The organism is Halolactibacillus miurensis, assembly GCF_900116255.1.
GTDB classification, from domain to species: domain Bacteria; phylum Bacillota; class Bacilli; order Bacillales; family Amphibacillaceae; genus Halolactibacillus; species Halolactibacillus miurensis.
In genome coordinates this window covers 42419-66043 of the sequence record NZ_FPAI01000017.1, presented here as the reverse complement: position 1 = coordinate 66043, position 23625 = coordinate 42419, and the positions used below count along the sequence as shown (strand labels likewise).

At 39.8% G+C, this 23625-nt stretch carries 39 protein-coding genes; 1 reads left to right on the top strand and 38 read right to left on the bottom strand.

What is annotated here, in order from left to right; all coding sequences use genetic code 11:
• The first annotated feature begins 439 nt into the window (after nt 1-439).
• The gene (locus BM390_RS10765; RefSeq protein ID WP_062321834.1) at nt 440-1162 is read left to right on the top strand and encodes a hypothetical protein; all 723 of its coding nucleotides are present in this window, start codon (nt 440-442) and stop codon (nt 1160-1162) included.
• Between the two features lie 60 nt (nt 1163-1222).
• Here BM390_RS10765 and salA read toward each other — a convergent pair whose 3' ends face one another.
• The 38 genes from salA to rplB form a co-directional block, all read right to left on the bottom strand.
• Nucleotides 1223-2269, bottom strand: a complete 1047-nt coding sequence (salA, locus tag BM390_RS10760; protein WP_089854738.1) for an iron-sulfur carrier protein/transcriptional regulator SalA — start codon at nt 2267-2269, stop codon at nt 1223-1225.
• Between the two features lie 51 nt (nt 2270-2320).
• On the bottom strand, nt 2321-3022 hold the full coding sequence (gene cwlD / locus BM390_RS10755) for an N-acetylmuramoyl-L-alanine amidase CwlD (protein ID WP_062321832.1): 702 nt from the start codon (nt 3020-3022) through the stop codon (nt 2321-2323).
• 134 nt (nt 3023-3156) lie between these two features.
• Complete coding sequence (locus tag BM390_RS10750) at nt 3157-4395, bottom strand: EAL and HDOD domain-containing protein (protein ID WP_089854735.1); 1239 nt, start codon at nt 4393-4395, stop codon at nt 3157-3159.
• A 246-nt stretch (nt 4396-4641) separates the two neighbouring features.
• Nucleotides 4642-4956, bottom strand: coding sequence for a four-helix bundle copper-binding protein (locus BM390_RS15910; protein WP_062321841.1), 315 nt, complete (start codon nt 4954-4956; stop codon nt 4642-4644).
• 215 nt (nt 4957-5171) lie between these two features.
• Nucleotides 5172-5360, bottom strand: a complete 189-nt coding sequence (locus BM390_RS10740) for a hypothetical protein (RefSeq protein ID WP_062321828.1) — start codon at nt 5358-5360, stop codon at nt 5172-5174.
• A gap of 182 nt (nt 5361-5542) precedes the next feature.
• Nucleotides 5543-5935 (bottom strand): 30S ribosomal protein S9, encoded by a 393-nt coding sequence (gene rpsI, locus BM390_RS10735; protein WP_062321826.1) that lies wholly within the window; start codon nt 5933-5935, stop codon nt 5543-5545.
• A 20-nt stretch (nt 5936-5955) separates the two neighbouring features.
• Nucleotides 5956-6393, bottom strand: a complete 438-nt coding sequence (gene rplM, locus BM390_RS10730; protein WP_062321824.1) for a 50S ribosomal protein L13 — start codon at nt 6391-6393, stop codon at nt 5956-5958.
• Between the two features lie 185 nt (nt 6394-6578).
• A complete protein-coding gene (gene truA, locus BM390_RS10725; protein ID WP_089854732.1) occupies nt 6579-7337 on the bottom strand; it encodes a tRNA pseudouridine(38-40) synthase TruA in 759 nt (252 codons plus the stop codon).
• A gap of 26 nt (nt 7338-7363) precedes the next feature.
• Entirely contained in the window at nt 7364-8152 is a 789-nt protein-coding gene (locus BM390_RS10720; RefSeq protein WP_089854729.1) for an AAC(3) family N-acetyltransferase, read from the bottom strand.
• Nucleotides 8153-8267: 115 nt separating this feature from the next.
• Complete coding sequence (locus BM390_RS10715) at nt 8268-9065, bottom strand: energy-coupling factor transporter transmembrane component T family protein (protein ID WP_089854726.1); 798 nt, start codon at nt 9063-9065, stop codon at nt 8268-8270.
• On the bottom strand, nt 9065-9928 hold the full coding sequence (locus BM390_RS10710) for an energy-coupling factor ABC transporter ATP-binding protein (protein WP_089854724.1): 864 nt from the start codon (nt 9926-9928) through the stop codon (nt 9065-9067). Before BM390_RS10710 ends, BM390_RS10715 begins: the two co-directional genes overlap by 1 nt.
• Nucleotides 9904-10740, bottom strand: a complete 837-nt coding sequence (locus tag BM390_RS10705; protein WP_062321818.1) for an energy-coupling factor ABC transporter ATP-binding protein — start codon at nt 10738-10740, stop codon at nt 9904-9906. Before BM390_RS10705 ends, BM390_RS10710 begins: the two co-directional genes overlap by 25 nt.
• Before the next feature lie 268 nt (nt 10741-11008).
• The gene (gene rplQ, locus BM390_RS10700) at nt 11009-11362 is read right to left on the bottom strand and encodes a 50S ribosomal protein L17 (RefSeq protein ID WP_062321816.1); all 354 of its coding nucleotides are present in this window, start codon (nt 11360-11362) and stop codon (nt 11009-11011) included.
• 43 nt (nt 11363-11405) lie between these two features.
• On the bottom strand, nt 11406-12350 hold the full coding sequence (locus BM390_RS10695) for a DNA-directed RNA polymerase subunit alpha (RefSeq protein ID WP_089854721.1): 945 nt from the start codon (nt 12348-12350) through the stop codon (nt 11406-11408).
• Nucleotides 12351-12572: 222 nt separating this feature from the next.
• Nucleotides 12573-12962, bottom strand: coding sequence for a 30S ribosomal protein S11 (gene rpsK / locus BM390_RS10690; RefSeq protein ID WP_062321811.1), 390 nt, complete (start codon nt 12960-12962; stop codon nt 12573-12575).
• A 25-nt stretch (nt 12963-12987) separates the two neighbouring features.
• Nucleotides 12988-13353, bottom strand: a complete 366-nt coding sequence (rpsM, locus tag BM390_RS10685) for a 30S ribosomal protein S13 (RefSeq protein WP_062321809.1) — start codon at nt 13351-13353, stop codon at nt 12988-12990.
• Nucleotides 13354-13377: 24 nt separating this feature from the next.
• Nucleotides 13378-13491: a 50S ribosomal protein L36 gene (rpmJ, locus tag BM390_RS10680; RefSeq protein WP_017473641.1), complete on the bottom strand. Its 114-nt coding sequence runs from the start codon at nt 13489-13491 to the stop codon at nt 13378-13380.
• A gap of 33 nt (nt 13492-13524) precedes the next feature.
• Nucleotides 13525-13743, bottom strand: coding sequence for a translation initiation factor IF-1 (gene infA / locus BM390_RS10675; RefSeq protein ID WP_062321807.1), 219 nt, complete (start codon nt 13741-13743; stop codon nt 13525-13527).
• Complete coding sequence (locus tag BM390_RS10670; RefSeq protein WP_062321805.1) at nt 13721-14056, bottom strand: KOW domain-containing RNA-binding protein; 336 nt, start codon at nt 14054-14056, stop codon at nt 13721-13723. The genes infA and BM390_RS10670 overlap by 23 nt, the downstream gene beginning before the upstream one ends.
• A 265-nt stretch (nt 14057-14321) precedes the next feature.
• Entirely contained in the window at nt 14322-14972 is a 651-nt protein-coding gene (locus BM390_RS10665) for an adenylate kinase (protein WP_062321802.1), read from the bottom strand.
• Between the two features lie 47 nt (nt 14973-15019).
• A complete protein-coding gene (secY, locus tag BM390_RS10660) occupies nt 15020-16315 on the bottom strand; it encodes a preprotein translocase subunit SecY (RefSeq protein WP_062321800.1) in 1296 nt (431 codons plus the stop codon).
• A complete protein-coding gene (gene rplO, locus BM390_RS10655; RefSeq protein WP_062321798.1) occupies nt 16315-16752 on the bottom strand; it encodes a 50S ribosomal protein L15 in 438 nt (145 codons plus the stop codon). The genes secY and rplO overlap by 1 nt, the downstream gene beginning before the upstream one ends.
• A 25-nt stretch (nt 16753-16777) precedes the next feature.
• Nucleotides 16778-16963, bottom strand: coding sequence for a 50S ribosomal protein L30 (gene rpmD, locus BM390_RS10650; RefSeq protein WP_062321796.1), 186 nt, complete (start codon nt 16961-16963; stop codon nt 16778-16780).
• Nucleotides 16964-16976: 13 nt separating this feature from the next.
• Nucleotides 16977-17480 (bottom strand): 30S ribosomal protein S5, encoded by a 504-nt coding sequence (rpsE, locus tag BM390_RS10645; RefSeq protein WP_062321794.1) that lies wholly within the window; start codon nt 17478-17480, stop codon nt 16977-16979.
• A gap of 21 nt (nt 17481-17501) precedes the next feature.
• Nucleotides 17502-17864, bottom strand: coding sequence for a 50S ribosomal protein L18 (rplR, locus tag BM390_RS10640; protein WP_062321792.1), 363 nt, complete (start codon nt 17862-17864; stop codon nt 17502-17504).
• A gap of 64 nt (nt 17865-17928) precedes the next feature.
• Nucleotides 17929-18465 (bottom strand): 50S ribosomal protein L6, encoded by a 537-nt coding sequence (rplF, locus tag BM390_RS10635; RefSeq protein WP_062321790.1) that lies wholly within the window; start codon nt 18463-18465, stop codon nt 17929-17931.
• Nucleotides 18466-18499: 34 nt separating this feature from the next.
• Complete coding sequence (gene rpsH, locus BM390_RS10630; protein ID WP_062321788.1) at nt 18500-18898, bottom strand: 30S ribosomal protein S8; 399 nt, start codon at nt 18896-18898, stop codon at nt 18500-18502.
• Nucleotides 18899-18927: 29 nt separating this feature from the next.
• Complete coding sequence (locus tag BM390_RS10625; RefSeq protein ID WP_062321786.1) at nt 18928-19113, bottom strand: type Z 30S ribosomal protein S14; 186 nt, start codon at nt 19111-19113, stop codon at nt 18928-18930.
• A 30-nt stretch (nt 19114-19143) separates the two neighbouring features.
• Nucleotides 19144-19683, bottom strand: a complete 540-nt coding sequence (gene rplE / locus BM390_RS10620; RefSeq protein ID WP_062321784.1) for a 50S ribosomal protein L5 — start codon at nt 19681-19683, stop codon at nt 19144-19146.
• A gap of 26 nt (nt 19684-19709) precedes the next feature.
• Nucleotides 19710-20021 carry a 50S ribosomal protein L24 gene (gene rplX, locus BM390_RS10615; RefSeq protein WP_062321782.1) on the bottom strand — a complete coding sequence of 104 codons (312 nt, stop codon included), beginning with the start codon at nt 20019-20021 and terminating at the stop codon, nt 19710-19712.
• A 63-nt stretch (nt 20022-20084) separates the two neighbouring features.
• The gene (gene rplN, locus BM390_RS10610) at nt 20085-20453 is read right to left on the bottom strand and encodes a 50S ribosomal protein L14 (protein ID WP_062321780.1); all 369 of its coding nucleotides are present in this window, start codon (nt 20451-20453) and stop codon (nt 20085-20087) included.
• A 46-nt stretch (nt 20454-20499) separates the two neighbouring features.
• The gene (gene rpsQ, locus BM390_RS10605) at nt 20500-20763 is read right to left on the bottom strand and encodes a 30S ribosomal protein S17 (RefSeq protein ID WP_062321778.1); all 264 of its coding nucleotides are present in this window, start codon (nt 20761-20763) and stop codon (nt 20500-20502) included.
• Nucleotides 20764-20789: 26 nt separating this feature from the next.
• A complete protein-coding gene (gene rpmC / locus BM390_RS10600; RefSeq protein WP_018934219.1) occupies nt 20790-20990 on the bottom strand; it encodes a 50S ribosomal protein L29 in 201 nt (66 codons plus the stop codon).
• Entirely contained in the window at nt 20980-21414 is a 435-nt protein-coding gene (gene rplP, locus BM390_RS10595) for a 50S ribosomal protein L16 (protein ID WP_062321776.1), read from the bottom strand. Before rplP ends, rpmC begins: the two co-directional genes overlap by 11 nt.
• Nucleotides 21415-21431: 17 nt before the next feature.
• A complete protein-coding gene (gene rpsC / locus BM390_RS10590; RefSeq protein WP_062321774.1) occupies nt 21432-22073 on the bottom strand; it encodes a 30S ribosomal protein S3 in 642 nt (213 codons plus the stop codon).
• Nucleotides 22074-22076: 3 nt separating this feature from the next.
• Nucleotides 22077-22418: a 50S ribosomal protein L22 gene (gene rplV, locus BM390_RS10585; protein ID WP_062321772.1), complete on the bottom strand. Its 342-nt coding sequence runs from the start codon at nt 22416-22418 to the stop codon at nt 22077-22079.
• 20 nt (nt 22419-22438) lie between these two features.
• Nucleotides 22439-22717, bottom strand: a complete 279-nt coding sequence (rpsS, locus tag BM390_RS10580; RefSeq protein WP_062321770.1) for a 30S ribosomal protein S19 — start codon at nt 22715-22717, stop codon at nt 22439-22441.
• 57 nt (nt 22718-22774) lie between these two features.
• On the bottom strand, nt 22775-23605 hold the full coding sequence (gene rplB, locus BM390_RS10575) for a 50S ribosomal protein L2 (protein ID WP_062321769.1): 831 nt from the start codon (nt 23603-23605) through the stop codon (nt 22775-22777).
• Between the last annotated feature and the right edge of the window lie 20 nt (nt 23606-23625).

Genomic DNA, 23625 nt, shown 5'->3' with positions numbered 1-23625 from the left:
TTGATGAGTAATACTTTACTCTGGTTTCAAGCACTAGCTTGTCTTACTTTATTTCTTAACATTACTGTGTGTGTTATTCAGTTTTCAATGGTCAATTGTGTGTTGCCGTTTTTAACGACGAGAATTATCTTATCATCGTTTTATGTTTTCGTCAAGAACTTTTTTAAATAAATGTTTGATGAAATTTTATTGTTTTTGACGTGTTGTTTGCGACAACAGAAACTAATATAGCATATCTAATTTTTCCTTGCAATACTTTTCGCAAAAAAAGTTGTCAAACGATGTTTTTTACGATAAAGCCTTATCTCATCGCTTAAGCCACAATATGTTTATACCCCTCATTCATCACTTTTAAACACAAACGTTCTGAATTTTTTTCATCTATCATAGACTGACGTAACATGAGAAAAATACTCATCTAAGAAAGAAGGTGCAGCACATGTTTATTACCTTGCATAAAAAAACACTTTACCGCTTCACCTTTATCGTATCAATTATGCTAATTATATCTTCTCTTTATGTCACCTTTATTAAAGAAGCCCTCTCAGAGACACGTCTCGTTTATTTGCCATCCCCACCTCCAGCGGCAATCCATCATGTTCATCGCTACGACAAAGCCATCAGTCTCACTATAAATTATACAGGAGACAAAGATAGCTTGCCCTATCTATTAGATGCACTAAAAGATTCTAGCGTCTCGGTGACACTTTTCTTACCTTTAGATCTCTTAAAACAAATCTCTTTTGACAAAGCCACTTCTGACCGATCCGAAGAATTAGAAGACTTATTTGATTGGGGTGGGCTGATTAATCGTAAGAAGGAAACAACCATAACGATACCTGATGGTATTCACTTTTTAAGACAGCCTTATGCTAACTCAAACCACCTTAAAGAGACCGCCGAAAGTGGCCACACTACAATCGGAGCTTCACTCACACTTACAGAACCCCATCAACCTTTTAACGAACAACTCAAACAGACATTGAAACAAACCATTAGACCAGGTGATATCATCGCCATCGATTTGCATCAGGATCTTGTTAACGGGACTTTCTTGATTCAGGCAATCGGTGACTACCTTACTACTGAAGGGTTTCAAATCTTACCACTGACACAATTATTATTTGAAGAAGAAAAGCTAAAGATTGAGCGTATTGATTAATACCTCACCTTCAGCTTTTCTTTTGTTTGCCGCCTCTTCTAATGTGAATACACTTAGGCGTTACTTATTTTCTATTTCGTTAATGACCACTTCTGCCATCTGATAATAGATCTTACCAATCACTTCATCCTTCGCATAAATAGAGCCAGTATTATCATTATTCGGTTGACCTAACGGAATCTCAGCAAGCAACGGGGCTGTTAGCTCTTTTGCTAGCCACTCGCCACCACCTTTACCGAAGATATATTCACGTTCATGCGTCGTTTGACTTTCGAAATAAGACATATTTTCGACCACTCCGACAATCTCATGATTGGTATTACGCGCCATCTTACCAGCACGTGATGCTACATGGGCGGCTGTTTCGTGCGGCGTTGTCACAATAATTTCTTTTGACGTCGGCAACGTTGTATGAACATTTAGCGCCATATCTCCTGTACCTGGAGGTAAATCTAACAATAAATAGTCTAACTCTCCCCAATCTACTTCAATAAAAAAGCTATTAAGCATTTTACCAAGACGCGGACCACGCCAAATAACCGGATCATTTCCTTCAACAAAAAAATCCATTGACATGATTTTTACGCCATGAGCTTCTACTGGAATAATTTTATTTCCTTGTAAGGTCGGTTTTTTCGTTACCCCCATCATATGAGGAATACTAAATCCATAAATATCCGCATCAATAATACCAACCTTTTTACCAAGACGCGCTAAATTAGCCGCGAGATTGGCGGTGATGGTTGATTTACCAACGCCGCCTTTACCACTGGCAATCGCAAGAAACGTTGTTTTTGCTTCTCCGTTTAATAACGGTGACATCATCACTTGATATTGCGGATATTTTTTCAACTGTTCTTCAGGTAACTGAGTGAAGTGAATCGCGACGTCACTTGCACCAGCTTGTATTAATTTATTGGTGAGCTCTTTTTTTAACCGATCATTTTCCGGTTGATTCAGTTGACTTAATGCTAATTCAATCGTCACCTTACCCGTCGTTTCATCCACTTCAACTAACTTAATCGCATCCGTTTCCACAAAACGTTTATGTATAAACGGGTCTTGGACCGGTCTTAAAATTGTCATCACTTGTTGTTTTTTCATCACAGTCTTCCCCCTTATGCTGTATCGACTATTACAAAGTAGTATAACATATTCCTATTTCTCTTTAGTGGACAGATAATTTACCATGCCGTAAAAAATACTCCGTGCGACTTTTTCTTGGTAGTCCTCAGATAAGAGTAAGGCTCGTTCTTTCTCGTTAGATAAAAAACCGACCTCAACGAGGGCCATGGGTACTGTTACTTGTTTTAATAAATACACACCCTGAATGGCTTGAATCTCGCGTGTGGTGTTTTTTAACCGTTTAATAAGCGAGGCTTGAATCGATGCGGCCAATTTTTCACCTTCCACATTGGTTGGGTAATAAAACGTCTGAGCCCCTCGCCATATCGATTCTTCTATCGCATTTAGGTGAATGGACACCACAAGATCGGGTGCTTGGTCTTCTACTATCTTCACACGCTTATATATATCTGACCGCTTTTTTTCACGTACGCTTGTATCACTCGGTTTACTTAAGTCATAATCCGCCTCACGGGTTAGCGTCACATCTGCACCTTGTAACACCAAATAATCACGCAGCTTTAGGCTGATTGACAGCGATAAATCTTTCTCTAATACCTCTTGATAACTCGCCCCAGCATCCATCCCACCATGACCAGGATCAATAACCACATGTATATCTCCAAGTGGTAAGGAACTATAGACAGGCGTCACATCTTGATACATCATCACACTAATAATACCTACTAAACACACAAAAGAGAGTAACCATCCAATGAACTTGACCCGCTTCACCTGACCACACCTTTCTCAAGATAAGACTGTTTCTTAATCAATCTATGAAAGTGTGTGTCTTTGTATGAAGCTTTACTACACAAAAAACCTACAAGAACAGGCGTGACCACCTCTCTTATAGGAATAAATTATTGTTAATTTGCTTTAAATAACGTATACACCCAGCCGTTTGCTTCCTTATAACACGTTTGAACGTCCGCTTCAGTTAAATTTAATTGCTCAGTTAGGACATCCACTGCTTGCCAGTCAACTTGTTCATAGCTGATGGCTAAGCGCAAAAAGTCTGTCAGCGGACTTTGTCGTTCTGTTAGTGCTGTTTCAATCGTGTCGTTGAGCGATAACGCCTGAAGTAATTTATCCATTGGTTGTCGTAAAATCGCTGGCAGTTGAGAGAAGTAACCGACTAAAAAAGCCTCTTGTGTTTGATGGGGTAATAAATGCTCTGCTAAGTTCTCACACATCTTGGCACGATAATAAGAACTTTTAATCAGCGGCCCAACATGTGCCATCCCCTGTTTTTCAGACATATCTCTTAATGCTAATATATATAACCATTTCTTCAACTCCTGCTGTCCTAATAAGACAACGGCTCGTTCAATGAAGTTGACCTTTTGAATTCGCCTGTAAGCCGGTGAATTAATAAGTTTAAGCAATTTATAAGACAGCGATAAATCTTTTTGAATCGTTTTTGCGAGTGTCAATAACTCCACATCATTACGTTCAATTTCTTTAACCAAATTAATATAAGATAAGTAATACGCAGGAATTTCGAATGTCTCTAATACTTCTGGCTCCATAAAGAAAAAGCCTTGAAATAGATGGTAGCCGATACGTTTAGCGAAATCAAAATCATCCATCGTTTCAATCTTTTCCGCAATTAAACTAACTGATGGATGGTGAAGCTGCATCTGTTTGACAATTCGTTCTTGATCGAAACGCGTCGTCGTTAAAAAATCTACTTTCAAGTATGTTAAACAATGAATAACATCAGCTTTTTCCCATTTATTATAGATGGATTGCGTCACATCATCTAACGCTAAGCGATACCCCCGTTTTTTTAGTCGTTTAATTTTGGTGATCATACGAGGGGTTAGTTGAACATCTTCCAAAATTTCAATGACAATATCTTGAGGCGCGACATCTTCAAACCGCTCTGACAATAATAACGTTTCTGTGAAGTTTATAAATACTGGGTAGTGACCGGCGATTTGATCAATACCTATATTCAAAAAAGCATTAATCACGACTTCCACTGTCGCTCTATCACCATCCCACAGTTGATTCACGCGGTCTGATCGATATAGCAATTCATACGCATATAGTTTTCTCTGACGATCTAAAATCGGTTGTTTCGCAACTAATACTCTACTCAAAGCCCTTTCACCCCACGTACGTATTTATAAGGAAAACCTTATATGTATTTGGTTATAATATTTATCCATACTTTTACTTAATATCGGCAAATAAAGGTCAATGTTAATAGGTTGATAGTCATTTCTTATTTTGACTTTATACATCCTACCATAATGTCACATTCTAACATATTTAAGTACATTAAAAAATAGAGCTCATACCTTTTAAGGTATAGCTCCATTCTTCATTTAACCTGATGGATTATTTTATGAAGCCATGTTCTTACAGGCTTCTGCACACTCACGACAAATTTGTGCACATTCTTGGCAATGACTATCCTTAAACTTTTCACATTCGACTGCGCAGGCTTCACACATATCCGCACACAGTTGACAGTGTTGTTTGTAAAACTTACTTTGTCGAGACATGAAAGCCATTGATTGTAAACATATTTCCGCACAGTCATGAAGGATGTCGAGACAATGTATTCTCGCCTGAACATCTGGTTCTTTTAAACAAGCCGTTGTGCACTCTTCACATGCTCGCGTGCACTTTACACATAGGCTAATGCAATGATCCATCGTTGTTGGTGATGTTGATAATACTCCCACCTTTTAAAACCTCCTATCCATTTAATTATCGTTATTATTTCACGTTTATACTTTTTTATACCTAGTGTTTTATATTCTGAATCAGTTCAGGAGCGATATCCATACTCGCTATCCGTAGTATTAAAAAAGAGCCACTCTCTTTTTTAAGAAAGTCGCCCTTAAATTACCCAATCAATATGACTGTATTAACACTCACCACACGTGTGTTGTTTCTTCGTTTTAAATTTCGTCCATGTTTTTTCAAAGTTATTGCCACAAGCACATTTAAATAATAACTTTTGTGAGTAGCCGTGGTATTCAGTCGATAGTAATTGCGCATCTGTTTTTGTTTCTACATAATGTCTAATCTCATCAATTGTCCAGCGTTTATTCATCTTCTTCCTCCTGTTGTGCGTTCGTATAATAGCCATACTGTCATACATATACTATATTTAATGTTTACGACTGTACTAATCAGTCGATAATTCATCCTCATCAGACGTCGTCGTTAGACTAAGTTACCGAAAAAAAGAACCCCTTTTTGGAAAAGAGATTCTTTTTGAGATTCTTGCAAATATTAACGTTTTGAGAATTGTGGTGCACGACGTGCGCCTTTAAGACCTGGCTTCTTACGCTCTTTCATACGAGCGTCACGTGTTAGGAATCCAGCACGCTTAAGAGTTGCACGATATTCTGGATCTGCTTCTAATAATGCACGAGATACACCATGACGGATTGCACCTGCTTGACCTGTGAATCCACCACCATGTACGTTAACTAATACATCATAAGTACCTTCAGTTTCTGTTGATACTAGAGGTTGCTTGATGATTGTACGTAATGTTTCATATGGGAAATAGCTTTCCGCATCACGATTATTTACTGTAATTTGACCAGTCCCAGGTACTAAACGTACGCGAGCTGTTGAACTTTTACGGCGTCCGGTACCGTAGTATTGTACTTGTGCCACTATTCGTTACCTCCTTTAAATTATCCGCGAAGTTCGTAAACTTCTGGTTTTTGTGCTGCATGTGTGTGTTCTGCTCCACGGAATACGTGAAGTTTTTTAGCCATTTTACGACCTAATTTACCTTTTGGAAGCATACCTTTGATTGTTAGTTCTAACATTCTCTCAGGTTTCTTCTCACGCATTTCACCTGCTGATGTGCTTTTTAAGCCACCTGGGTGATTTGAGTGACGATGATACATTTTGTCTTGAAGTTTGTTACCAGTTAATTCGATTTTCTCTGCGTTGATGATAATTACGTGATCACCAGTGTCAACGTGTGGTGTGTAAGTTACTTTATGCTTACCACGTAGTAGTGCAGCGACTTCACTTGATAAACGACCAAGTGTTTTGCCTTCAGCATCAACTACAAGCCATTTGCGTTCAATGTTAGTTTCATTTGCCATGAAAGTTGTGCGCATATTCATTACCCTCCTGTATATCTTGTCTTTCGATGTTTTTTTGTCCAATTATATTGGTTTGATCTTATATTCTACACAATTAACTTTCCGGGGCTAATCGTGGTATAGAAATAAAATGCCATAGACCATCTTATCCTAAATAACGACGATTGTCAATAGCTGTTCACCCGGTTCCGTTGTTTTTTTCAAAACTTTTTTTCATTTACATCATAAACAACGTGTTTTAAGTATAATCCTTTAGCTGGCGCGGTTTTACCGAGGGTATTTCTGTCAAAATTCTCGAGTGCTTGCCTTATAACTTCCGGCGGTTTTCGCCCTTGTCCAACGTCGATTAAACTACCGGTGATAATTCGCACCATGTTGTATAAAAAGCCACTGCCACTGATCGTAAAAATAATCTCATCCGCTTGGTATTCACACGTCGCATGAAAAATCGTTCGTACTTTAGAGTCCTTTACATTACTTTTAGAAGCACAAAAGGCGGTAAAGTCATGTGTACCAACTAAATACTGACAGGCTTTATTCATCGCGACGACATCCAACGGCCCTCTCACATAATGGCTATAATGACGTTTAAAGGGGTCGATGAGTGTGGTATTATACATACGATACTCATACCACTTCTCGAGCACATCAAAGCGTGCATGGAAATCATCCGCCACTTGATGAACGTCGGTAATAACAATATCATCTGGTAACTGGCTATTTATAGCCCGCACCCAATTCCCTTCAGGAATCATTAACGTACTATCAAAGTGAAACGCTTGTCCTAGCGCATGAACCCCAGCATCTGTTCGACCTGAGGCGGTAATCTTTACTTGTTCTCCTTTATGAATACGGGTTAAGGCTGCCTCAATCACAGCTTGCACCGTTAGTTGATTAGGCTGCACTTGATAGCCACGATAACGCGTGCCATCATAACTCACCCTAGCCAGTAAACGCATATTGATCATCCTTTGTTACTTTTTCCTTACTCGTTTGACTGCTCATCTTTGTACCATGAGACGGGTACCGGTGAAAAATCATCGAATAAATGTAAATCACGTTCTAAATATTGCACCGCTAAATCTGCCATCTTCACCGCATCACCGACATAACAATCAGCCGCGCCAAATCGCGCGGTTGTCATACAGCCTGCTTCAAGAAATGGTTCAGTCATTTTTACGTACTTATCGGAAATCCCACCTTTTAGATGCCGATAAGTTGCTGCGTGATGTTGGGCTCCGTTAGGCAGTTTGACTTTAAATCGTACCGGTCGATCTGTTAACCGGTCAGGAACATCCATCCATTCTTCCACACTATGAAGAAACGTATTTTTATCCATCCCCACACCGATAAATAACAACTTTGTCTTGTAATCATATAACTTACCAAAACAGCCGTAGCGATGACACGGCGTTCCGTGTGTATCATCTTTTAAATACTTTTCTCTGTTCTCCCCAATGGCTGCCACCGAATGGGTCGGGTGTAACGAACGACTAACCCCTTCTCTTTTCAGAAAAAGATTAGGCAATATCCCGACACAGCTAGGCTCTGTCTTTGGATCAAAGAGCAACTTTCTCTCACCCATCTGTTCCCACGTATGGGTCGGAAAAATTAAGAGACCTTCTTTAAAGTAATCGATTAAGACGTCTAAGACACCGTCAGCTCTATTTTCTACTTCGCCAATGGCTTTCATCGATGAATGAATAAGCACAGTGTCAGACGGCTTTAAACCCATGTCAACAAGTTGTTGTTTTAATTGATCTTTTGTATACATCCGTACACCCCTTTTTATTTATGGCACGATTTGCAGTCGATCGTCACACATTAAAACCTGGCATAATCCGCGTAGATAATGCCAGTAATCAATGATTTATAACACGCGCCCTGAGTTACGTTCTAAGATAAAATAATCCTACCATTACAACTAAAAACAAACCAATGGCGACATAATCACGCGCAACAATCTCTAGTTCTCTTAAACGTGTACGTCCTTCCCCACCACGATAACCTCTTGCTTCCATAGCCATTGCTAACTCTTCGGCTCGCTTAAAAGCACTCACAAACAGAGGTACGAGTAATGGTACAACCGCTTGAATACGTTCTTTCAGTGGTCCGGTCTTAAAATCTACCCCACGGGAGGCCTGTGCTTTTGAAATTTTTTCTGTTTCTTGCATTAAGGTCGGAATAAATCTTAAGGAAATCGACATCATCAAAGCCAATTCATGGACGGGAAATTTAATTTTCTTTAATGGATGCAGCAATGTTTCGATCGCATCGGTAATTTCAATCGGGGTCGTTGTTAATGTCAATAACGACGTGACTAAGATTAATAAGAAAAACCGCAATGAAATTTGGAAACCTTGAATCAGTGCCCCTGAATAAACAGGAAATCCTAGCAGCGTTGTTAACACATCTCCTTCGCGTGTCACAAACAAATGCAACAAGAAGGTAAATACAATTAAGAACCAGACGGGTTTAAGTCCTTTAAGTAAAAAGCGCGGTTTTACTTTTGTTAGTGCCGCAGCCGATAAACTAAAAACCGTTAGCCACAGATAACTATAGGCATTATTCGCAAAGAACACAATAATCACAAACGTAAAAATCATCATAATTTTCGTTCTCGGGTCGAGTTTGTGCACAACAGAATCAGCCGGCACATATTGGCCAATAATAAGTGAACTCGCCATTACCTGCCACCTCCTAATTGTGCTTTGATCTCTTTAACTAGGTCATCAATAGAATGCTTATCATAGGTTATTTTTATCCCTAGTCGCGCCTCTAAATCCATTAAAAACTGAATTTCTTCTGGCACATCAAGTTGGACTTGTTTTAAGCGATCTTTTTGTACAAAAATCGTTTCAGGTTTACCTTCTAAATGTTTCTTTCCTTGTTCTAAAATAATCACATGATCGGCATACTTTAAGGCATCTTCCATACTATGCGTCACGAGGATTGTCGTTAAGCCTTTTTCATGATGTAATCGGTAAAACATATCCATCACTTCTTGTTGCCCCTTAGGATCAAGTCCTGCCGTTGGTTCATCTAAGACGAGAACCTCTGGTTCCATCGCCAAGACACCGGCAATCGCGACGCGACGCATTTGGCCACCACTAAGATCAAACGGCGAACGATTGAGTAGTGATGCGTCTATATTAACAGCTCCTAACACTTTAGGTAGACGGGCTTTGATCTCATCATCCGTTGCGCCAAAGTTTTTCGGTCCAAAGGCAATATCTTTTTCAATCGTTTCTTCAAACAGTTGGTGTTCAGGATATTGAAAAACGACACCTACTTTTTCACGTAATCCTTTAATATTTGCCGTTTTTTCATCTGCTTTTAACCGATAGTCACCAATCTTCACTTCGCCTGATGTTGGTTTTAATAAACCATTAAGATGCTGAATCAACGTTGACTTACCAGAACCTGTATGGCCAACAATCGCCACAAATTGTCCCGACTGAATATGAAAAGATAAATCTTTTAATGCATGATACTCAAAAGGGCTATTCGGTTGATACGTATGACTTACTTCTTTGAATGAAATGTCCATAGTTGATCTAATAGCTCCTTTTGTGTTAATGGTTGTTGATCAAAGTCCATTATATCTTTTAATCGATTCGTTACTTTCGCTGTAAATGGGACATCTAAGCCAATCTGGCGTAGTGCTTCTTCTTGTTTGAAAAGTTCCCGCGGCACAGTCTCTAGCCAGATTTCACCCTCATTCATAACAATAACGCGATCCGCTCCTACAATTTCATTTAGATCATGTGTGATGCTTACTAGATTAACCTTTGTCTCTTCTCTTAAATCATTGACGGTCATCATAATATCTTTTCTACCTCTTGGGTCAAGCATCGCTGTTGCTTCATCCAGGATAATCAGTTCTGGTTGAATCGCGAGGACACCCGCAATCGCCACGCGCTGTTTCTGTCCTCCTGACAGACGGTGGGGTTCATGGAATAAATAATCCGACATCCGTACACTCGTCAAACTATCTTCAATCCGATTCAGCATGATCCGACGGTCAATCCCGCGGTTTTCTAGTCCAAAAGCGACATCGTCTCTTACTGTGGTACCGACAAATTGGTTATCCGGATTTTGAAAGACCATCCCAACCTTTTCGCGAACATCCCATACCGTTTCAGGTGTAACCTCCATACCATGTACATAAATAGCCCCCTCATCAGGAAACAATAACCCATTCATTAATTTAGCAATCGTTGATTTACCCGAACCGTTGTGACCTAAAATGGCGACCCATTCATCTTGTTTGATTGAAAAGCTCACATTTTTAAGGACCCACGGTTGGTCTTCTGCATAACGAAATGACACATTGTCAAAGATTACTTGATTTAAAGTCATTTTCATTCCCCCAATATCGACAAATTATTTCCTAGGAAATGATTTATCAGTCTCTATAGTTATCGTATCATTGCGACGATTGATGCTCTTAACTGCTAATTTTATCACATTCTTAAAGCAATTGCTTATACAATAGCTAAATTAATGAATGGTTCACATCAATACCTTGACGACAGTACACACCACGATTTTTGTTTATTTAGCTACAAAAAAAGGGCCTGGAGTCACCTCGAAAGAGATCATCCTGCCCTTCATTCATCTTATTAAGTTAGACTAACTCAATAATCGCCATTTTAGCACCGTCACCGCGACGCTCTCCAAGTTTTAATACGCGAGTATATCCACCTTGGCGGTCTTCGTAACGTTTTGCGACATCATTAAATAACTTTTGTACAGCATCTTCAGTTTCGCTTGCATCTTTACGATAAAGGAATGAAGCTGCTTGACGGCGAGCATGAAGGTCACCACGTTTACCTAATGTAATCATTTTCTCAACTACTGAACGTAGATCTTTAGCTTTCGCTTCAGTTGTTTCAATGCGTTCATGAATAATCAAGTCAGTTGCAAGGTTACGAAGTAATGCCATACGTGCATCAGTCGTTCTCCCTAGTTTTCTAGCCATCGATTATCCCTCCTTTTATTTAAATCTCGATCAAGATTTAAGACTATTCTTCTTTACGAAGGCCAAGCCCTAAGTCTGTTAACTTATTCTTCACTTCTTCAAGTGATTTACGACCTAAGTTACGAACTTTCATCATATCGTCCTCAGATTTATCGGCAAGTTCTTGTACAGAGTTAATACCTGCACGCTTTAAGCAATTATAAGAGCGAACGGATAAATCTAATTCTTCGATCGTCATTTCTAATACTTTTTCTTTTTGGTCTTCTTCTTTTTCGATCATGATTTCCGCATTTTGTGCTTCATCAGTTAAACCAACAAAGATATTTAAGTGTTCTGTCAGAATCTTCGCACCTAAAGACGTTGCTTCTTCAGGACGAATACTTCCGTCAGTCCATACATCTAATGTTAATTTATCGAAATTAGTCATCTGACCAACACGTGTATTTTCCACTTGGAATGTACAACGTGTGACTGGAGTGAAGATCGAATCCACTGGAATAACTCCAATTGGCTGATCGTCATGATTGTTGACGTCTGCCGGGCGGTAGCCACGACCACGCTCTGCAGTCATTTTCATACGCAAGTGCGCATTCGAACCTAAAGTGGCGATGTGTAATTCCGGATTAAGAATTTCTACATCACTATCATAAGTAATGTCCGCAGCCGTTACAACACCTTCTCCTGACACATCAATTTCAAGCGTCTTTGTCTCTTCTGAGTAGATCTTAAGCGCTAATTTTTTGAGGTTCAGAATGATTGTTGTCACATCTTCAACAACCCCATCGATTGTTGAGAATTCATGAAGGACGCCATCGATTTGGATAGATGTCACTGCAGCACCTGGTAATGAGGATAATAGAATACGACGTAAGGAGTTTCCTAGTGTAGTCCCATATCCACGTTCTAGTGGTTCTACGACAAATTTTCCAAAAGTAGCATCATCAGCGATCTCTACAATTTCTATTTTCGGTTTTTCGATTTCAATCATTAATAAAACCCTCCTTTGAACGTCGAAACCCCGGTTAGACGATTGTCTAACCGAAATTCCTCAGGTAGGCAGTTCCCGTATCTGCACTATCTTTTATTCGTATTTTTCTGTCAGTACTTTTCTGCTTAATTAAAACCGTTAAAGTTTTAAGTCTTTAATCTGTTTTACCGAAAGCATTTATCATCCATTATAGACAAGCTGACAAATCCTATACGGATAAAATTATACACGGCGACGTTTTGGTGGGCGACAACCATTGTGAGGAACTGGTGTTACGTCGACAATGGCAGTAACTTCGATACCTGCAGCTTGAAGTGAACGAATAGCAGCTTCACGACCAGCACCAGGACCTTTAACAGTTACTTCTAATGATTTAATACCGTTCTCTTGTGCAGATTTTGCTGCAGTTTCAGCTGCCATTTGCGCTGCAAATGGCGTAGATTTACGTGAACCTTTGAAACCTAATGCACCAGCACTGCTCCAAGCAATGGCATTACCTTGAACATCAGTAATTGTGACGATAGTGTTGTTAAATGTTGAACGGATATGTGCAATACCCGTCTCAATATTCTTTTTCACACGCTTCTTACGTGTATTAGTTTTACGAGCCATTAGAATCATTAACCTCCTTTATAGCTTATTTCTTTTTGTTAGCGATTGTTTTACTTGGTCCTTTACGTGTACGTGCGTTGTTCTTAGTCTTTTGACCGCGAACTGGCAACCCACGACGGTGGCGTAAGCCACGGTATGAACCGATCTCAATTAGACGTTTAATGTTAAGTGAAACTTCACGACGAAGATCCCCTTCAGTATTAAACTTGTCTACTTCTGTACGAATACGTGTTAACTCATCTTCAGTTAAATCACGTACACGTGTATCTTCTGATACATCAGCAGCTTTAAGAATATCTTGAGCTGTTTTCTTCCCGATACCATAAATATAAGTTAAAGAAATTACTACACGTTTCTCACGTGGAACATCAATACCTGCAATACGTGCCATACTATCGTTGCACCTCCTTATTGATTAGCCTTGTTTTTGTTTATGCTTAGGGTTTTCGCAAATTACCATAACTTTTCCGTTACGACGAATAACCTTACATTTTTCGCATATTGGTTTTACAGATGGTCTTACCTTCATCACCCATACCTCCTCTATATTCGGAGCTTATCATTATTTATAACGGTACGTAATACGCCCTCTTGTTAAATCATATGGAGAAAGTTCAACCGTTACTTTGTCTCCAGGTAAGATTCGGATAAAGTGCATACGAATTTTACCAGACACATGTGCTAGAACGGTGTGACCATTCTCTAATTCAACTTTGAACATTGCATTAGGTAACGTGTCAACCACGGTACCTTCTACTTCAATTGCATCGTCTTTGGCCATTGAGTTGATCTCCCTTCTTCAAATCAGTCACTACTTCTTTGACAAATTTTGATATAGCAAACCGTAGCTTACCATTCGTAACGCGACCTGTTTCTAGAAGGCTATTTTGAACCTCTGGAGATATATAATTCATCGGTACGATGTGACTAAAGTTCTTCTTCTTTGGTCGATCATACTTCCGTTTCTCTCCGTCTGCAAGCAGCACAAAATGATCATCAACAATCTCTATGACGATGGCAAATTGACCTGCTTCTCGTCCTTTGAAGATTTGAACTACTTGACCGATCTTGGGACGCGACTCCGTATCATTCAAACATGATCACCTTCACTTAAGTTTTTGTTATAAGATAACGAACTTATTTGTTCAAACATGTTGATTCTCAAGCTTATATTCTACCATGTTTTTGTGCACACGTCCAACGATTAGAATTATATCCGAACCAAGAACGGTGCTAAGTTTATCTAATTTCGAGACCAAAAGTAGCCTCTAATCATCACTTGATGATTGCTATATCATTGGTGCAAATCTAACCACGACATGACGGACATGTTCGTGGCAAATTTCGCACGATAACAGTTTATGCCAACGTTTGAAGTTGCTTGTCTACGTCTTCAAACACAACATTAATGTCTTGATCACCATTTATGTTCACAAGATAGTTTTTGTCTTCATAAAAATCTAGTAGTGGTTGTTGCTGAGCAATGTTCACTTCTAGACGTTTAGAAACCGTTTCAGGACGATCATCTTCCCGTTGGATAAGATCAGCTCCATCATTGTCACACTTTCCTTCAACCTTTGGTGGGTTGTAAAGAACGTGATAAGTCGCACCACATTCTGGGCAAACACGACGACCAGTTAAACGATCGACAAGCTTTTCCTGTGGTACATCAACATGTAAAACATAATCTAGTGGTGAGTCAAGTTCTTTCAATAAATTCTCAAGTGCTTCTGCTTGCGCAATCGTACGTGGGAACCCATCTAACAAGAAACCTTTCTCACAATCCGGTTTTTGTAATCGTTCTTTAACGATCCCAATGGTTACTTCATCAGGGACTAGTTCTCCTTGATCCATAAATGCCTTTGCTTTTTTACCAAGGTCAGTTCCTTCTTTAATTGCTGAACGGAACATATCTCCAGTCGAAATATGAGGGATCTGATATTTTTCTACTATCTTTTCAGCTTGTGTACCTTTTCCGGCACCTGGAAGACCCATTAGAATTAAATTCACTGCAATTCCCCTCGCTCTCATTTCATTCACATAGTTGTAGCGACTATTTATTTAATAAAGCCTTTATAATGGCGTTTTACTAATTGACTTTCTAGTTGTTTCATTGTTTGAAGTGCTACACCAACAACGATTAGCATGCTTGTACCGCCAATTTGGACAGACTGTGGAAGTCCCGCAAGTCCACCTAAAATAATTGGTAATACAGCGACTGTAGCTAAGAAAATCGCCCCTACAAAGGTTAAACGATAAAGAACGCGAGTAAGATACGTTTCAGTTTTCTTACCAGGACGGATACCAGGAATGTAACCACCTTGTTTTTTCAAGTTCTCTGCCATTTGCTCAGGGTTAGACTGAACAAATGTGTAGAAATATGAAAAGGCAATGATAAGAACAACATAGATGACCATACCAATCGGTTGCGTATAATCAAAGATGCGTTCGATGGTACTAGCAAAACCGCCATCGAAGAACCCTGCAATCGTTCTAGGTGCCATAATGAATGACACAGAGAAAATAACAGGAATAACACCTGCTGTATTCACCTTCAGTGGTAAGTGTGTTGAATGACCACCTACTGGCGAACGATTAACTAAACGTTTCGCATATTGAATGGGAATTTTCCGTGTTGCTTGTTGGATGAAGATAACACCAACTGTAACACCTAATACAACTAACGCAATCAAGGCAACGATGACAACGTTAATAAATAACTCGTCATCACTTACACCTGTAAAATATTGCGCGATAATTTGGTTGATTGTATTTGGAATAGCAGCAACAATACCTGCAAAGATAATAATTGAAATGCCGTTCCCAACACCGTATGCAGTAATTTGCTCACCTAACCACATTAAGAAAGCTGTCCCTGCTGTTAATACAAGTGCAATGACTAAGAATTTATCCACGCCCGGATCAGCGATTAAACCGCCGCCAACCATAGCATTAAATCCGATTGACATAGCAATTGCTTGAATAAAAGCAAGCACAATCGTTGCATAACGTGTCACTTGAGCTAATTTCCGACGACCAACTTCACCTTGTTTTTTCCACTCAGCAAACTTTGGTACGACATCCATTTGTAACAACTGCATAATAATTGAGGCCGTGATGTATGGCATAATCCCCATAGCTAAAATGGAGAAGTTTTGTAACGCCCCGCCTCCAAATGTGTTTAGGAATCCAAACACATTCTGTTGTTCATTCATCATACCTAACGCGGTGCGATCAGTGAAAGGTACCGGGATAAAGGTACCTAACCGAAACACAACCAACATTAGTAATGTAAATAAAATTTTGTCTCTGATATCCTTCACACGAAAGAAATTCGAGATTGTTTGGAACATTAGATCACCTCAGTTTGACCGCCCGCTGCCTCAATAGCTTCTTTTGCTGAAGCTGAGAACTTGTGAGCTTTTACAGTAAGTTTCTTATCAATCGAACCATTGCCAAGAACTTTAATGCCAGCTTTTAACTTGCTTACAAGACCTGTTTCAAGTAAAAGCTCAGGTGTTACCTCTGTACCTTCTTCAAATGTATTTAGTGCTGCTAAATTAATGACAGCATATTCTTTACGGTTGATATTTGTAAAACCGCGTTTTGGTAAACGTTGGAATAAAGGCATTTGGCCCCCTTCGAACCCTGGGCGAGTACCGCCGCCTGAACGAGAGTTTTGACCGCCATGTCCGCGACCTGAAGTCTTTCCGTTACCAGAGGACATTCCACGACCTACACGATTTCTGCTCTTGCGAGTTTGTGATGGCTTCAATTCATGAAGTTTCATGCGAGCACCTCCTCTTTGCGCTAAATTAATTTACTTCTTTCACCGTTACTAAGTGTGATACTTTATTGATGATACCTCGTACCGCAGGTGTATCTTCACGTACAACGGATTGATTTACTTTGTTCAAGCCTAAGGCTTTAACAGTTTGCTTTTGTGTTTCAGTTCTACCGATAACACTGCGCGTGAGGGTAATTTCTAACTTATTAGCCATTTATTTTCCCTCCTTATCCTAACAGTTCTTCTACTGATTTACCGCGTAATTTGGCGATGTGTTCAGCAGGCTTAAGTTCAGATAAACCTTGAACAGTTGCACGTACCATGTTGATTGGTGTGTTTGATCCTAATGACTTAGAAACGATATCACCAACACCAGCTAATTCTAGTACGGCACGAACTGGTCCACCAGCGATAACTCCAGTACCTTCTGGAGCTGGTTTGATTAAAATGCTTCCAGCACCAAAGCGTCCAGTGATTTCGTGAGGTGTAGTAGTACCTACACGTGGAACTTCGATTAAGTTTTTCTTAGCGTCATCGATTGCTTTTCTAATAGCATCTGGAACTTCCTGTGCTTTACCAGTACCAAAGCCAACGTGACCATTTTTATCTCCTACAACCACTAAAGCCGCAAAACGGAAACGACGTCCACCTTTTACTACTTTAGCTACACGGTTGATTGTAACAACGCGTTCTTCTAAATCTAAATTGTTTGGGTCGATATAGTTACGCAATGTGTGTCCCTCCTTTTACTATTAAAATTCAAGACCTGCTTCACGGGCAGCATCTGCTAATGCTTGTACACGTCCGTGATAGAGGTATCCTCCACGGTCAAATACCACGTTTTTGTGGCCTTTATCTAATGCGCGAGTCGCGATTAATGTTCCTACTTGTTTAGCAGCTTCAACGTTACCAGTAGCTTCGCCTTCGAATGCTTTGTCAACAGTTGATGCACTAGCTAAAGTTACACCATTTACATCATCAATTAATTGTGCGTAAATGTTTTTGTTTGAACGGTATACGTTTAAACGTGGACGTTCAGGCGTACCAAAAAGGTTTTTACGTACACGTAAATGTCTTTTCTTACGCACCATGTTTTTGTCTGGCTTTGTGATCATCTAGGTCACTCCTTTCTGTTCCCTAACTAACCTAACGTGAATTAAGTTATCAGATTAAGCTGCCTTATTTAGCAGTTTTACCTTCTTTACGACGAACATATTCGTCAACGTAGCGAATCCCTTTACCTTTGTAAGGTTCTGGCTTACGTACGGCACGAATGTCAGCTGCTACAGCACCGACTAATTGCTTGTCGATCCCTTTAACAATAACTTTTGTGTTCGCAGGTACTTCAATTTCAATACCTTCTGGTTGGTCAATCTCAACTGGGTGAGAATAACCAGCGTTTAATACAAGCTTAGTTCCTTGCTTTGCAGCACGGTAACCAACACCTTGGATTTCTAATGCTTTTTCATAGCCTTTGTGTACACCTTCAACCATATTTGCGATCAGGCTGCGAGTTGTACCGTGTAAAGCTTTGTGTAATTTATTATCTGACGGTCTTGCAACCGTTAATTCATTACCATCGATGTTAATTGTCATATCTTCGTGAAGTTGACGTGTTAAAGTTCCTTTAGGACCTTTCACTGTCACAAAGTTGTTCTCATTTTTGATTTCAACGCCTTCAGGAATTACGATAACTTTAAGACCTATACGTGACATCTACATGGCACCTCCTATCTTAATTAAAAACTACTTACCAAACGTACGCGAGAACCTCGCCACCAATGGCTTGTTCACGTGCTTCTTTATCTGTAAGAATACCTTTTGAAGTTGAAACGACTGCGATACCAAGTCCGTTAAGTACACGTGGAAGCTCATCAGCTTTCGCGTAAACACGTAGACCAGGTTTAGAAATACGTTTCAAACCAGTAATTACACGTTCATCAGCTGCACCGTATTTCAAGAACATACGAAGTACACCTTGTTTATCATCTTTAATCACTTCGTAATCGCGAATAAAGCCCTCACGTTTTAAAATATCTGCAATCTGAGTCTTGATGTTTGATGCAGGAAGCTCAAGCTTCTCATGGCGGACCATATTAGCATTACGAATACGTGTTAACATATCTGCAATTGGATCTGACATTGTCATAAAATTTACCTCCTTCCCTCAATCGGGTTTTACCAGCTTGCTTTTTTGACACCAGGAATTTGACCTTTATAGGCAAGTTCACGGAAACAAATACGGCAAAGTTTGAATTTACGATAAACTGAGTGTGGACGCCCACAACGCTCACAGCGGGTATACTCTTGTACTGGGTACTTAGCTGTCCGCTTTTGTTTTGCAATCATAGATTTTTTAGCCACTATTTTCCCTCCTTGTTTTAGCCTGTTAGCTTATTTTTGGAAAGGCATGCCAAGTGAAGTGAGTAATTCACGAGCTTCTTCGTCAGTGTTAGCTGTTGTAACGATGACGATATCCATACCGCGAACCTTGCTTACTTGATCATAATCTATTTCCGGGAAAATCAATTGTTCTTTCACACCTAATGTGTAGTTTCCACGACCATCGAATGCTTTTTTAGAAATACCACGGAAGTCACGTACACGTGGAAGAGAAACATCAATAAGTTTTTGTAAAAACTCATACATACGCTCACCACGAAGGGTTACTTTAGCCCCGATTGGCATACCCTCACGTAAACGGAATCCTGCAATTGATTTTTTAGCTTTTGTGATTAATGGTTGTTGACCTGAAAGCAGCTTTAACTCTTCTACAGCAGCATCAAGTGCTTTTGTGTTCTGTACTGCATCACCAACACCCATGTTGATTACGATTTTTTCTACTTTCGGTACTTCCATTACCGAATCATAGTTAAATTTTTCTGTTAGAGATGATACGATATCATTTTGGTACTTTGCTTTTAATGCGTTCATCTGAGTAGCCCTCCTTTCGTCGCTAATTATTTATCTAACGCTTCACCAGATTTTTTAGCGATTCGAACTTTCTTTCCATCACGATCTTCATATCCGACACGAGTTGGCTCGCCTGATTTAGGATCAATTGGTAATACATTAGAAACATGGATCGGCGCTTCTTGTTCAAGAATACCGCCCTGTGGATTATCTTGTGAAGGTTTTTGGTGTTTCTTAACGATATTCACACCTTCAACAAGTACACGTTCTTTCTTTGGGTATGCTTCAAGGATGACACCTTGTTTACCCTTATCTTTACCAGATAACACTTGTACTTTATCACCTTTTTTTACATGCATGCTAGACGCACCTCCTTACAAGGCTTTTCATTAAAACGATTATATTTCACATGTGAGTTGAACTTACAATACCTCTGGTGCTAATGAAACAATCTTCATAAACTTCGCATCACGTAGTTCACGTGCTACAGGTCCAAAGATACGTGTTCCTCTTGGGCTTTTATCATCGCGGATGATAACCGCTGCATTTTCATCAAACTTGATATAAGATCCGTCTTTACGACGCACGCCAGACTTAGTGCGGACGATAACAGCCTTAACAACTTCACCTTTTTTGACAACGCCACCAGGTGTTGCTTGTTTTACTGAACAGACGATCACGTCACCGATATTAGCAGTTTTACGACCAGATCCGCCTAGTACTTTAATAGTTAAGACTTCACGCGCGCCAGAGTTGTCTGCTACTTTCAAACGAGTTTCTTGCTGAATCATACTGTTGTTACCTCCCTTCGGAATCAATCCGAGCGATTCTTTTCAATTAGATAATTACGGCTTCCTCTACTACTTCAACTAGACGGAAACGTTTAGTTTTAGATAGTGGACGAGTTTCCATAATTGTTACGATATCATTAATTTTTGCTTGATTGTTTTCATCATGTGCTTTGTACTTTTTAGAATACTTTACACGCTTACCATATAATTTATGGAATTTATAAGTTTCTACTAATACTGTGATTGTTTTGTCTGTTTTATCAGAAACAACACGACCAGTATACACTTTACGATTATTACGTTCTGTCATTTGAGGCTAACCTCCTCTCAAGTTTACTAGTTATTTACGCTAAGCTCTCTTTCACGAACGACAGTTTTCATACGAGCAATTGATTTACGAACTTCACGAAGACGTGCAGTGTTCTCCAATTGACCTGTAGCTAACTGGAAGCGTAGGTTGAAGAGCTCTTCTTTTAATGACTTGATTTTTTGTTCAATTTCGGCAGTGGTTAGTTCTCTGATTTCATTAGCCTTCATTGATTTCACCACCAATTTCTTCACGTTTTACAAACTTAGTTTTAATTGGAAGTTTGTGTGATGCTAGACGAAGTGCCTCTCTCGCAACTTCCTCTGAAACTCCCGCGATTTCAAACATAATCTTACCTGGTTTTACTACTGCTACCCATCCTTCAGGAGCACCTTTACCAGAACCCATACGAACTTCTAAAGGTTTTTTAGTGTAAGGCTTGTCTGGGAAAATTTTGATCCAAACTTTACCACCACGTTTCATGTAACGAGTCATCGCAATACGAGCAGACTCGATTTGACGACTTGTAATCCATGCAGCATCAACTGCTTGTAAACCATATTCACCAAATGCTACTTCCGTACCACCTTTGGCTTTACCTTTTAAACTTGTACGATGTTGTCTACGATATTTAACACGTTTAGGCATTAACATAAGTTGTGCCCCCTTCCTTACTTATTATTTTTAGTTGGAAGGACTTCACCACGATAGATCCACACTTTAACACCTAACTTACCGTAAGTAGTGTCTGCTTCTGCAGTACCATAATCGATATCAGCACGAAGTGTGTGTAGTGGAACAGTTCCTTCACTGTAACTTTCCGCACGAGCCATATCTGCGCCACCAAGACGACCAGAAACTTGAGTACGAATACCTTTAGCTCCCATACGCATAGCACGTTGAATAACTTGTTTTTGCGCACGACGGAATGATACACGGTTTTCTAATTGACGAGCAATATTATCTGCTACTAATTTAGCATCGATATCAGGTTTTTTGATTTCAACGATGTTGATATGAACTCGTTTACCTGTTAATTCATTTAATGATTTACGAAGTGCTTCAACTTCAGAACCACCTTTACCAATAACCATACCAGGTTTAGCAGTTGAAATTGAAATATTAACACGATTTGCTGCGCGCTCGATTTCTACTTTAGATACTGAAGCATCTTGTAGACGAGTCTCAACGAAATCACGAATCTTAATATCTTCATGTAATAAGTCTGCATAATCTTTGTCAGCGTACCATTTTGAATCCCAATCACGGATAACGCCAACACGAAGTCCTATCGGATTAACTTTTTGACCCACAGATTATCCCTCCTTCTTTTCTGATACAACCACTGTAATGTGGCTTGTTCTCTTATTGATTGCACTAGCACGGCCTTGGGCACGTGGACGGAAACGTTTAAGGGTAACCCCTTCGTTTACGAATGCTTCTGATACGTAAAGATCTTCTACGTTCATGTCATAATTGTGTTCTGCATTTGCGATCGCAGAGTTTAGTACTTTTTCTACAACTGGGCTTGCACCGCGTTGTGTATTTTTTAAAATTGCAATTGCTTCTCCAACATTTTTGCCTCGAATTAAATCAACGACTAAACGAACCTTGCGAGGAGCAATTCTAACAGTTTTTGCAACAGCTTTTGCTTGCATCAAGAGCGCCTCCTCTCCAATTAGCGTTTTGTTTTCTTGTCATCGCTCGCATGTCCTCTGAACGTGCGTGTCGGTGCGAATTCACCTAATTTGTGTCCAACCATATCTTCTGTTACATAAACCGGTACGTGTTTGCGTCCGTCATAAACAGCAATAGTGTGTCCTACAAAGTTAGGGAAAATAGTAGAACGACGAGACCAAGATTTCACAACTTGTTTCTTGTTGTCCTCGTTCAATTTTTCAACTTTTTTCATTAAATGGTCATCTACGAAAGGTCCCTTTTTTAAACTACGACCCATACATAAACCTCCCTTCGTGATTGTCGGACGGGTGTTAATGCCCGCCTTTCAACCCCGTTATTTTTTACGTTTACGAACGATAAATTTATCTGACTGCTTGTTACGTTGACGCGTTTTCTTACCAAGAGTTGGTTTACCCCATGGTGACATTGGTGATTTACGACCGATTGGTGCGCGACCTTCACCACCACCGTGTGGGTGATCATTAGGGTTCATTACAGAACCACGAACGGTTGGGCGGATACCTTTCCAACGTGAACGACCAGCTTTACCAACACGAATAAGTTCATGTTCAACATTACCTACTTGACCGACAGTTGCACGGCAAGTACCTAATACTAAACGAACTTCACCAGAAGATAAACGTACTAATACGTATTTTTCTTCACGGCCTAAAATTTGCGCTTCAGCACCAGCTGAACGAGCTAATTGTCCACCGCGACCTGGTTTTAATTCGATGTTGTGGATAACAGTACCCACTGGAATACTCATAAGTGATAGGGCATTACCTACTTTAATATCTGCATCTTCTCCTGAGAAGATCTGTTGTCCTACTTGAATACCTTTTGGAGCTAAGATGTAACGTTTTTCACCATCTGCATAGTTAATTAACGCAATGTTAGCTGAACGGTTTGGATCGTACTCGACAGTAGCAACGCGACCTGGTATACCATCTTTGTCACGTTTAAAATCGATGACACGGTATTGACGCTTATGGCCACCACCTTGATGACGAACCGTTAATTTACCTTGGTTGTTACGACCACCACGCTTTGAAAGTGGTTGTAATAGTGATTTTTCCGGCTTATCCGTCGTGATTTCTGCGAAATCTGACGTTGACATGTTACGTCTACCGTTAGAAGTTGCTTTATACTTCTTAATCGCCATCTTTATTCCCTCCTTCTCTA

What these genes read in the sequence shown, in the direction of transcription:
- truA (WP_089854732.1), bottom strand. Translation starts at nt 7,337, where the DNA reads ATGCGTTTACTGGCTAGGGTGAGTTATGATGGCACGCGTTATCGTGGC.
- rplF (WP_062321790.1), bottom strand. Translation starts at nt 18,465, where the DNA reads ATGTCACGTATAGGTCTTAAAGTTATCGTAATTCCTGAAGGCGTTGAA.
- BM390_RS10705 (WP_062321818.1), bottom strand. Translation starts at nt 10,740, where the DNA reads ATGACTTTAAATCAAGTAATCTTTGACAATGTGTCATTTCGTTATGCA.
- rplO (WP_062321798.1), bottom strand. Translation starts at nt 16,752, where the DNA reads ATGAAACTTCATGAATTGAAGCCATCACAAACTCGCAAGAGCAGAAAT.
- rplB (WP_062321769.1), bottom strand. Translation starts at nt 23,605, where the DNA reads ATGGCGATTAAGAAGTATAAAGCAACTTCTAACGGTAGACGTAACATG.
- BM390_RS10720 (WP_089854729.1), bottom strand. Translation starts at nt 8,152, where the DNA reads ATGTATACAAAAGATCAATTAAAACAACAACTTGTTGACATGGGTTTA.
- rpsQ (WP_062321778.1), bottom strand. Translation starts at nt 20,763, where the DNA reads ATGACAGAACGTAATAATCGTAAAGTGTATACTGGTCGTGTTGTTTCT.
- rpmJ (WP_017473641.1), bottom strand. Translation starts at nt 13,491, where the DNA reads ATGAAGGTAAGACCATCTGTAAAACCAATATGCGAAAAATGTAAGGTT.
- BM390_RS10710 (WP_089854724.1), bottom strand. Translation starts at nt 9,928, where the DNA reads ATGGACATTTCATTCAAAGAAGTAAGTCATACGTATCAACCGAATAGC.
- rpsK (WP_062321811.1), bottom strand. Translation starts at nt 12,962, where the DNA reads ATGGCTCGTAAAACTAATACACGTAAGAAGCGTGTGAAAAAGAATATT.
- rplE (WP_062321784.1), bottom strand. Translation starts at nt 19,683, where the DNA reads ATGAACGCATTAAAAGCAAAGTACCAAAATGATATCGTATCATCTCTA.
- rpmC (WP_018934219.1), bottom strand. Translation starts at nt 20,990, where the DNA reads ATGAAGGCTAATGAAATCAGAGAACTAACCACTGCCGAAATTGAACAA.
- rpsS (WP_062321770.1), bottom strand. Translation starts at nt 22,717, where the DNA reads ATGGGTCGTAGTTTAAAAAAGGGACCTTTCGTAGATGACCATTTAATG.
- rplV (WP_062321772.1), bottom strand. Translation starts at nt 22,418, where the DNA reads ATGCAAGCAAAAGCTGTTGCAAAAACTGTTAGAATTGCTCCTCGCAAG.
- rplP (WP_062321776.1), bottom strand. Translation starts at nt 21,414, where the DNA reads ATGTTAATGCCTAAACGTGTTAAATATCGTAGACAACATCGTACAAGT.
- infA (WP_062321807.1), bottom strand. Translation starts at nt 13,743, where the DNA reads ATGGCCAAAGACGATGCAATTGAAGTAGAAGGTACCGTGGTTGACACG.
- BM390_RS10765 (WP_062321834.1), top strand. Translation starts at nt 440, where the DNA reads ATGTTTATTACCTTGCATAAAAAAACACTTTACCGCTTCACCTTTATC.
- rpmD (WP_062321796.1), bottom strand. Translation starts at nt 16,963, where the DNA reads ATGGCTAATAAGTTAGAAATTACCCTCACGCGCAGTGTTATCGGTAGA.
- BM390_RS10740 (WP_062321828.1), bottom strand. Translation starts at nt 5,360, where the DNA reads ATGAATAAACGCTGGACAATTGATGAGATTAGACATTATGTAGAAACA.
- rplX (WP_062321782.1), bottom strand. Translation starts at nt 20,021, where the DNA reads ATGCATGTAAAAAAAGGTGATAAAGTACAAGTGTTATCTGGTAAAGAT.
- rplM (WP_062321824.1), bottom strand. Translation starts at nt 6,393, where the DNA reads ATGCGCACAACTTTCATGGCAAATGAAACTAACATTGAACGCAAATGG.
- rplQ (WP_062321816.1), bottom strand. Translation starts at nt 11,362, where the DNA reads ATGGCTAGAAAACTAGGGAGAACGACTGATGCACGTATGGCATTACTT.
- rplR (WP_062321792.1), bottom strand. Translation starts at nt 17,864, where the DNA reads ATGATCACAAAGCCAGACAAAAACATGGTGCGTAAGAAAAGACATTTA.
- rpsM (WP_062321809.1), bottom strand. Translation starts at nt 13,353, where the DNA reads ATGGCACGTATTGCAGGTATTGATGTTCCACGTGAGAAACGTGTAGTA.
- secY (WP_062321800.1), bottom strand. Translation starts at nt 16,315, where the DNA reads ATGTTCCAAACAATCTCGAATTTCTTTCGTGTGAAGGATATCAGAGAC.
- BM390_RS10695 (WP_089854721.1), bottom strand. Translation starts at nt 12,350, where the DNA reads ATGATTGAAATCGAAAAACCGAAAATAGAAATTGTAGAGATCGCTGAT.
- BM390_RS15910 (WP_062321841.1), bottom strand. Translation starts at nt 4,956, where the DNA reads ATGGATCATTGCATTAGCCTATGTGTAAAGTGCACGCGAGCATGTGAA.
- rpsH (WP_062321788.1), bottom strand. Translation starts at nt 18,898, where the DNA reads ATGACAATGTCAGATCCAATTGCAGATATGTTAACACGTATTCGTAAT.
- BM390_RS10715 (WP_089854726.1), bottom strand. Translation starts at nt 9,065, where the DNA reads ATGGCGAGTTCACTTATTATTGGCCAATATGTGCCGGCTGATTCTGTT.
- rplN (WP_062321780.1), bottom strand. Translation starts at nt 20,453, where the DNA reads ATGATTCAGCAAGAAACTCGTTTGAAAGTAGCAGACAACTCTGGCGCG.